Raw genomic sequence first — 5,020 nt, 5'->3', positions numbered from 1 at the left:
GGTCTGCGACCCTCTAACGTCTAATGTCTAAAATGCGTCTAATCTCTATTTCTACTCCATATATTTTTGTATTTTCCAAAGAACCCTTAACTTTGTAACAGAGAAAAGGACTTTTCCTTCTACAGAACTAACCATCACTGCCCATTTTCCCATTAGGCAGCTCTTCAACAAGAAGAGGTAACAGGGGAACGACTTTATGAGATTTAACTCTACTTTTCGCACACTCAGTGCAACCTTCATTGTGCTCCTCTGCACACTCTTCGCAGCTCCCTTGAGCGCAAAGGCACAAGAAAAAGAAGCCTACGTGGTACAGAGCATCGACGAAACCACCTTGACGTTCTTCTACGACGATAAGATCGACACCCGTGAGGGCACGATATTCCCCATCGACGAAACCAAAACGGATGCGGAAGGCGGTTATGGCTATCCCGTGTGGGCTGGCACTTTGAAAGAAGCCAACACTTGGGTCAAAAAAGCGAAGTTTGACGCCTCCTTCAAGGACTACCTCCCCACCAGCATCGGATGTTGGTTCTACAACTGCCAAAACCTCGCTACCATCGAAGGTCTTGAAAATCTCAACACCTCCAACGTGCAATTTGCATTTTCCATGTTTGTCAACTGCGTGAGTTTGAAAGTGCTCGACCTCTCCTCTTGGGACATGAGCAAGGTCACCGACATGACCGAAATGTTCTACAACTGCTCCGCCCTCACCACCATCTATAGCGCAGGCGCATGGAAAAGCGAAGCATCCACCGATATGTTCACAAATTGCGATGCTCTCCAAGGTGCAGTGAAGTATGATGCAAGCAAAACGGACGTTTCCATGGCAAAGCATGAAGGCTATTTCACCAAGGTAGGTCCCACTGGCCTCAACCGCACCTTCCTCAACACTCGCAAGGCTACGGGCATCTACACCCTCCAAGGTAAGCGCATGGATGGCAAACTCCAACACCTCCCCGCTGACGTCTACATCGTCAATGGAGTTTTAGAAGTTAAGAAGTAGACATTAGACGGTCGCAAACCCATTTTAGACGTTAGAACCCTGCGGCAATGAGTGTTCAACCGCGATAGCTCTCTAAAGTCTATATTCTAAAGTCTAACGTCTCATCTCTAACGTCTAAGATCAAGGAAATCCCCACTCCTCTCTAGCAGGTGAGTGGGGATTTTTTGTTTCATCTCTAGCATCGTCCAAGTGCGCCAGCCCGACCCACGAAGCATTGGACAGCATGGGTATGCGACCCTCTAAAGATTTTTCTAATATAATTTGGCAATGTCCGTGACATTCTGTATTTTTGTCCCAACAAATCATGATTAATACCGTCACACACACCAGATTTCACCTCTCTCATCCTCCCCCTTCTCTTTGCTTCGCTTTGATTTCCCCAAAAGGATCAAGACGAGGCTTAAAACGCTTTCACAGAATATCGTTTTCAAACTAACCTAAAGCCCCTGCTCCTGTGCGGCTCTCTCCCAAGGATCATCCCACACGGTCTCCTCTGGAGGGCATAGGCGGAGCACACTCATTATGAGAATTCACACACTACACACCCTCTGCGCGACAATCGTTGCACTGGTTTGCTCCATTGTGGCCTTCCCACAGCGATCGCAAGCCCAAGAAGCCTATGTGCATCAGAGCACAGACAAGGCCACGCTCACCTTCTTCTACGACACACAACGCTCCTCTCGCGACGGCACAACGTGGGGCATCAATGATCAGAAAAAGGAATATGACACTATGATTCCTGCATGGACACATTTAATAGAAGGAGAGGATTCAGAATGGAACACGTTGACTACCAAGGCGGTGTTTGATGCTTCGTTCAAAGACTTCCGTCCCACCACCACTAGCTATTGGTTTAGTGGATTTAAAGCACTTCAGACTATCGAGGGACTCGAAAATCTCAATACATCGGAGGTGATTAATATGAGCTACATGTTTGCAGATTGCCCTGCCTTGACGACTCTAGACCTCAAGAACTTCAACACCGAGAAGGTGAAGGATATGAACAGCATGTTCACCCATTGTGTAGCCCTGACGTCTCTAGACCTCAAGAACTTCAACACTGAGAAGGTGACGGACATGAGCCACCTATTTAGCAACTGCGCCACACTGACCGCTCTCGACCTCAGCCGCTTCAACACAGCGCAAGTCACTGACATGAACGGCATGTTTAAGGGCTGCGCCGCACTGACCCATTGCTCCCTTGTGAGTTTCAACACCGAGAAGGTCACCGACATGCGCGCCATGTTCTCAGGATGTCGTGCTTTGCCTCGCCTCGATGTGGATAAATTCAGTCTATCTGCCACCACGAAGGTGAGCGAAATGTTCAAAGACTGCGCCGCTTTGCAAACACTCTTTTCCAACAAAGCATGGACTTGTGGCGAATCGGACGGCATGTTTGCAGGTTGTCTCCAACTGAAAGGTGCCGTCAGCTTCAACGACCAGCAGACCACCGCTGCTATGGCTAACCCCACTACGGGCTATTTCGCTAAGAAGATGTCTGAAGCCTATGTGGTGGAAGACGATAACGCGGGCACACTCACCTTCTTCTATGATGCCAATTATGACCAATATGAAGAGCCCAAATGGAAAATCGTTGATGCAAAAACACCAGAGGGCAAACCCTTAGTGCCCTGGATCAACAACAATTCCAACACATTCACCAACAAAATCATCATCCATCCTTCGTTCAAGGACTATCGCCCCACCACCACCGCTCGATGGTTCAGTGCTTGCACAAATCTCACCGCTTTGGAGGGCATGGAATATCTCAACACCTCGCAGGTGACCGACATGAGCGGCATGTTTGCCGGTGCTATACACCTGAAGGCCATCGACCTCTCGCACTTCGACACCGAGAAGGTGACCAATATGAGCGAAATGTTTGCAGGCTGTAAATCCTTAAGTTCGCTCGATCTCACGACCTTCAACACCAGCAAGGTGACCGACATGAGTGAAATGTTTGCAGGTTGTAGGGATATGGTCAAGGCCAACGTCTCTAGTTTCAACACCGCAGCTGTCACCACCCTAGACATGATGTTTGCCGGCTGCTCTTCGCTCACCTCACTCGACCTCACCCACTTCAACACCACAAACGTCACCGATATGGGCTTGCTCTTCGGCGGTTGTTCGTCCTTGCAACAACTAGACCTCTCGAGCTTCAACACCTCGAACGTGACCGATATGGGCTTCATGTTCAACGAGTGCACCTCATTGAAACAGATCGACGTCTCGCACTTCAACACAGCGAAGGTGACCAACATGAGCGACATGTTTAGAGGTTGCTCCACCTTGCAGCAGATCGACCTCTCGCACTTCAACACAGCAAAGGTGACCAGTATGAGCGACATGTTCAACGAATGCACCTCATTGAAGCATCTTGACCTCTCCAACTTCAACACGGAGCAACTCACCTACACATACAAAATGTTCAATGGTTGCTCAGCATTAGAAAGTCTCGACCTCACCCACTTTGTCCTCAGCGACCAGACAGAGGCAGACATGATGTTTAAAGGCTGCTCATCGCTCCGCACCATCTATTGTTCCAACTCTTGGAAATGCCGTACTTCTACAGACATGTTTAAAGACTGCCTCAATCTCCAAGGTGCGATGAACTACGATGAAATCAAGACGGGCGTGACGATGGCCACCCCCACCACCGGATATTTCACCATCAAGCCACAAGACAAGCCTGAAGTGAAAACACCCGAAGCCTATGCTCACCAAAGCGAAGACCAAAAGACTCTCACCTTCTACTACGACAAGCTGCGCGCTTCACGAAAAGGACACACTTGGGGCATCAATGAGACAAAAGTGATGCAAAACCTCTCTGTCCCTGCCTGGGCTGGCACCTGGGAGGTGGCGAACGAAACCACAACTAAGGTGGTGTTTGATGCTTCTTTCCAAGAGGTGCGCCCCACCACCACAGCCTATTGGTTCCTCCACTATAAGGCTCTCACCGATCTCCAGGGACTTGAGCATCTCAACACCTCGCAGGTGACCGACATGACGGCCATGTTCAGCAGATGCCTAGCCTTGTCCACACTCGATCTCTCCAGTTTCAACACCAAGCAGGTGACCAACATGGGCCTGATGTTTAGCGAGTGCATAGCACTAAAGCAGCTCAATCTCTCGGGCTTCAACACGGAAAACGTGACCAACATGATGTATCTCTTCAACGAGTGCGCTGCCTTGGAAAAGATTGATCTGACTCATTTCAACACTTCCAGTGTGACCAACATGTATGGTCTCTTCGATGGTTGCAAGTCTTTGACTACACTCGACCTCAAGAGTTTCAATACCTCAGGGGTCAATGACATGAGCCGAATGTTTAGCGGTTGCCAAGCCTTGACACAGATCGATCTCTCGAACTTCAACACGGCCAACGTGACCAACATGAGCTACATGTTTAACGGATGCGCAGCCTTGGCTCAACTCGATCTCTCGAGCTTCAACACCGCCAACGTGACCAACATGAGCTACATGTTTAGCCGATGCGCAGCTTTAGAAAGCCTCGATCTCTCTCATTTCAACACCACCAACGTCGTGGAGATGACGCGAATGTTCAGCGAAAGCAAGAAGTTAGCTCACATCCAATGCTTGGATTCTTGGCAATGCCCTCAATCAGCGCAAATGTTTGAAGGTTGTCTCAAGCTCAAAGGCGCAGTGGACTACGATGATAGCAAGACGGACGTGACGATGGCCAACCCCGAAACGGGATACTTCTCCAAATATCCTACGGCCATCGACCACAATTTCCTCAAGGCGCACAAAGCACAAGGCATCTACACGCTCCAAGGCAAGCGCGTCAACGGCAGTCTCCAACACCTCCCCGCTGGTGTCTACATCGTCAATGGCAAGAAAGTTGTTGTAGGCGTTAGACGTTAGATGTTAGACATTAGACGTTAGACATTAGAACACTGCTGAGAATAGTCCAACTGCGACAGCCCTCTAAAGTCTATATTCTAAAGTCTAACGTCAAAAACCAAGGAAATCCCCACTCCTCTCTAGCAGGTGAGT

2 protein-coding genes are annotated in these 5,020 nt (G+C 49.2%); both read left to right on the top strand.

The genetic code is table 11. The annotated features are described in order from the left end of the window. Positions 1-196: 196 nt before the first annotated feature. Positions 197-1,003, top strand: a complete 807-nt coding sequence (locus tag HMPREF9999_RS01190) for a BspA family leucine-rich repeat surface protein (RefSeq protein ID WP_052316455.1) — start codon at positions 197-199, stop codon at positions 1,001-1,003. Between the two features lie 522 nt (positions 1,004-1,525). Then, entirely contained in the window at positions 1,526-4,888 is a 3,363-nt protein-coding gene (locus tag HMPREF9999_RS09805) for a BspA family leucine-rich repeat surface protein (protein ID WP_009436394.1), read from the top strand. Positions 4,889-5,020: the final 132 nt, after the last annotated feature.

The sequence above is a fragment of the Alloprevotella sp. oral taxon 473 str. F0040 genome (assembly GCF_000318095.2).
Classification (GTDB): Bacteria; Bacteroidota; Bacteroidia; order Bacteroidales; family Bacteroidaceae; genus Alloprevotella.
The sequence above is the reverse complement of the archived record's forward strand: the minus strand, read 5'-3'. Positions and strand labels throughout refer to the sequence as shown.

Coding starts and splice junctions, on each gene's coding strand:
- HMPREF9999_RS01190 (WP_052316455.1), top strand. CDS start 197: ATGAGATTTAACTCTACTTTTCGCACACTCAGTGCAACCTTCATTGTG.
- HMPREF9999_RS09805 (WP_009436394.1), top strand. CDS start 1,526: ATGAGAATTCACACACTACACACCCTCTGCGCGACAATCGTTGCACTG.